The 4,432-nt window shown below is 48.3% G+C and carries 2 protein-coding genes; both read right to left on the bottom strand.

Annotation, left to right across the window (positions count from 1 at the left end; all coding sequences use genetic code 11):
* Nucleotides 1–3,313: hypothetical protein (locus GAC_RS01840; protein ID WP_241760111.1), on the bottom strand; the 3,313-nt coding region annotated here is incomplete at its 3' end.
* Between the two features lie 97 nt (nucleotides 3,314–3,410).
* Nucleotides 3,411–4,432, bottom strand: a 1,022-nt coding sequence (locus GAC_RS01835; RefSeq protein ID WP_037349137.1) for a biotin/lipoyl-containing protein, incomplete at its 5' end; no start/stop codon positions are given.

The raw sequence follows: 4,432 nt of genomic DNA, 5'->3' as shown, positions 1-4,432 counted from the left end.
AAAGAAAATCTGTACATATTATGTTGCGGAACCTGCGGTAGCTCACAGTATTGCGCCGTCCAGCCACGCTACGGTCTGCCACACTAAGTATGCAGCAGACATCCCTAATGTATGAAGAAAAATTGATTTGAAGATCACACAGAACCAAATCTCGGCTGACATTTCCGCGCTCCAAGAGTGCTTTTTTCCAAGCTCGCAAAGTAATCACACAATCCATAAGGGCAATTATGCAACTCTTCTCGATCTTTGTGTCCGAAATTATAGTTTCGTGCCGCTCCACGATACCGGTAAGATCGTACGCATCCATGGCGGAAAGCGCCCAGCGTAAAGCCGCTATTTTTTCGTTGAGCTCCTGTAGAGTAATTGACTCTCCATGGTCACGCGCCGTATTAATAACGTCCAATGCATCTCTATGGCTTCTGATTGCTTGCACAACAGCAGGAGCGCCACGGTTGCGATGTATCAGCCGCAATGTCTGTAAATTCGCTGCGGTAATTTTGTCATACACCTCCCTCCTCGCGGCATAAGAATTGAGTATGTTTGCAACACTTGAACCTTCCCTAACAACGATGCTTAGCTCCTCTTGGTAATTGTTGAGCAAAAAGAAAAACTCTTTTCGCAGTTGCAAATAGCTCCTATCAAAAACCGTACTCTGGGGCAAATCTAGGGCCTCGCGAAACCTACGGAGCATAAGTCTAACGTCAGGTTTGCATCCGTACAGTTCCTCCCCAACAGTGGCTGATAGCAACCTAAATGCGTCTGGCAGATCCCGGCATTCGGTCAATACAGTCTCCGACAGCATTTGTAGACCAATGACCTGCCGAACTTCCGTACCATCGCACCCACGCACCTGTTCTGGCGCGTTGTTATCGGGTATATCAAAAGCGTTTGTACGCTCCACGTTCCCGTGCAATAATTTTTCTACCAACAGCCAGAAAGCATCCTTCAGCCCGTACAGATTTAAATTCTCGCAAGCGCTAATAATAGCCACAAGCAGGAAATTACACGCATCATGAAGTTTTCCAAAAATGAACCTGGTCACAGTGGAGAGCAGCCCACACAGCAGGATGAAATCTAATACTCTGATGATCAGCCCCGCAATGTTGACAACAAGAAACACGAACCGCTCCACTACGGTGTCTATCCCTACTATGGCCACGGTGATATCAAATACTGATCTGAACACGTCTAGCGCCCCCCTGACCAAAACCCCGGGGATGATTCCAAAATGGTCAAGTATTTGCCCGACTACCGCAATTATTGAGCACAGAATCATCAAAAGGCCCAGCACTAGATACCACACCCACCTGCACTTCCTTATGGGGAATGTGGCCCGCTCCAAAAAGCCTGGGATGTTATGCTCAATCCTGAATAACCTCCCCAACATTTCCGCTTCGTAGTCACTTTCCACAAACCTGTATTCAAAATCTTCAATGTGCAATCCACGGCATATGGTCCGGGAAAATTCTGTGAATGGCACCATCATATTTTTGGCATAAAACTTGCTTTTAATGCCTTTACCTACGTAACCCGAGGAGGTTCTGTAGTTTGCTGGGTTTACCCATGGCAACCAAAACGAGTGGAATGGCAGCCAGCATGATACCTTATAGGCATACTGCGCAAAACTCAGACCCCTGCTGTAATTGACGCCTTTGATCTGCCCACGCCCACAATCTTTGGCAATCTCGCGCAAAAGCGCCAGTGCCGCGTCGTTGGTGCATCCATCGCTAAAAATTGTTTCAAGAAGCTTGCCGCATTCCCCATGAACGTCGGCATATTCAAACTCGCACAAAAAGTCACACAACCTGTGAGACTTTAAATGCCGGAAAAGTAATTCGTTTCTGAGGCAAATGTTTACTTCCCACGAGCCACTATCCGAACGCGAAAAAAGCCGCGATACAACATCGGGGTCAAGCAACGGCTCTAACCCAGGTGCGCTGCCAGCAACGGGCCTGTAGTTTTGAAGCATGTGCTCCGACGAAGCATGTCCTCCGCTAATGAGCGCGCAGCTCGTCTCGCTAAACATCGACACCCAGCGATTTATATGCTCTGATATCTCCGAGACTTCTTTGCGTGTAAACCTCACAATTGCATCCCTATAAATGGTATGCCCAACGGAGAAAAAGTCGTGGATGGCTAGAAGCCGGCCAATATCACCAGTAATGTGCCCGCAGGTCTCCTTTAAGAAAAACAGCAAATCCTCTTCAGTCCAAGATCCTTCATTTGCCTGCAGACAGGTTATCATCGCTCCAACAATCGCATCCATGCCCCTAAAATATTGCTGGGCTTGCAATACCCCCAGTGAGTTCAACCTCTGAAAAAAGGAGGGGTTTTCCAATAGAAATTGCACCTGCTTCAAACTCAGAATCGCCTTTCGGATCTCTACAGTAGCGTGTCCGCTTGCATTTTGAGCGGACGCACAGCGTGACCAGGCGCAATCGAAATTTTCCTGCAGCGCGCGGGCAAGGCACCTTTCCTGGCGCAAAAAAAGCCGATGCTCAACGTGGGATTTGACTAGGCTATCACCAATGATTTCTTGCACGATGATGAAAAAATCTTCGCAGGCAATCTTTATGGCTCTGTCATCCCCAACCGGGGCTCTGATTACACAAGTTGCTGACGCCAAAAACCTCCTCAGACATTCCTCAGCGGAGTCGTTGTTTGGTGTCGCCTCGCCGCAATCGAGCCGTCGTAATCTCATAAGTGCAGCTTCAAACAACAGGCTGTCCATCCCTTCCTGGGCGCCTTTTTTGAGCCTCAAGACATAACACCACTCCTCGTCAGAAAAGGAAAAATGTTCCCGGAGTAGCGCGGGGTTCGGAAAGCAAAGCCGGCTGCGCGAGCCCATAGACAGCACGTCGGGCAGCCTACCTGGGTATGTACCCCTGATGTAGTTGATGCACTGTTGGAACTTGCCTCCACCAGCGCGCATATCATGTATATAGCGGTCATGTATATGCGAATATAGGTTTGCCCCATATTCTTGGAAGATGTCAGTCGCTTCCAGCAGTAAGTACGTTACCAGTCTGGTGTGATACTCGTCACCACCTGCTGCCGCCCTAACTGGATTGTGTATAGCTTGCCTGAACTTTATAACGTCTGAACGCTTGAACCTTACAGAACACTCCTCTGGCGTTCTCGTGTAAACTTCCCCCGGCAGGGTGGCAAGAAGGGCACAAAGTCTGCTGTCAGGTTTGCAGTCAACCTTAAAGTGAAAAGCACCATCACGCACCGGAGGGCCGGTAGCAACTCTCGCCACAGCCTTTGATAGAAATCCTATGGTACTTCTTCTCCTCGGCTTTCCTATCAGCACTGACAACTATCCCCAACGATTAGCAAAGCAAGCAAGGTTGCCGAGTAACACACTACAACAGGTCCACACCCACCCGCAATGCCTGACCATCAGAAAACTATTTGCTGCCTACAAACTTGATAATAACATCTCCTGCCACAACACTTCCACCACTAGTACACAAGACTTCCGCGACCCTTGCCTGAACCTCCGAACATATCAAATTTTCCATCTTCATGGCCTCAATCACAAGCAACGGCTGCCCCACACTTACTTCATCTCCGGGTTTCACATAAACGTTCACAACCATCCCCGCTATTGGGGAAACTACAACATCGGAGGACGCCCCATCATTCGTAACCTCTGGCATGAACTGCAGCAGATTGTCTGCATTTGCTCTGTGTACAGAACACAAAGCCTCGACTGCCATGTATTTTAGCGCATACCGGCTTGAGCTCGCGCGGACTTTAACCCAGTAAGAGGCATCACCCACAAATATTTCTAGCATTTTGTAATTCCCATGCCACGTACCAGATAGTACGACGCTTCCTTTTTTATCGTCCAGTACGACAAAAATTTTCCCTTCCGAGCACCGCACATGAAACCTGTATTTAGAATCACCCACGTGCACAGACAACTCTTCGCTCTCTAGCGCCTTTCCGTAATTTCTGGATTCATCTTCCAAATATATGTACAGCGCAGCAAACGCCAAAATTTCCGCGAACTCGGGAGTTAGTGGATCACCCTTGAATCCAGACCTATAAAACTGTGAAACAAACCCAGTGTTTATGTTTCCAGAAATAAAATTAGAATGGCCAAATACCGAAAGCAGGAAGTCAACATTATTCGCCACACCTTCGATGTAGAACCTGTTGAGAGCCTCCCGCATAACCTTAATTGCCTTTTGTCTGGTCCCCCCATGAGACACAACCTTGGCAATCATGGGGTCGTAGAACATGCTAACATTCGCGCCCTCTGCAACCCCGCTGTCTATCCGAAGGTTTTCGCTAACGGGGGGTTCGGAATAGTATGTTATACGCCCGCTGGAAGGCAAAAACCCCTTTTTTGGGTCTTCAGCATATATTCTGGCCTCTATTGCTGACCCAGAAAACCGCACATCGTTTTGAGAGAAGCTAAGCT

It is taken from the genome of Anaplasma marginale str. Florida (genome assembly GCF_000215485.1).
GTDB classification, from domain to species: Bacteria; Pseudomonadota; Alphaproteobacteria; order Rickettsiales; family Anaplasmataceae; genus Anaplasma; species Anaplasma marginale.
Note: the sequence above shows the minus strand (reverse complement) of the source record. Positions and strands in the feature narration are given on the sequence as shown.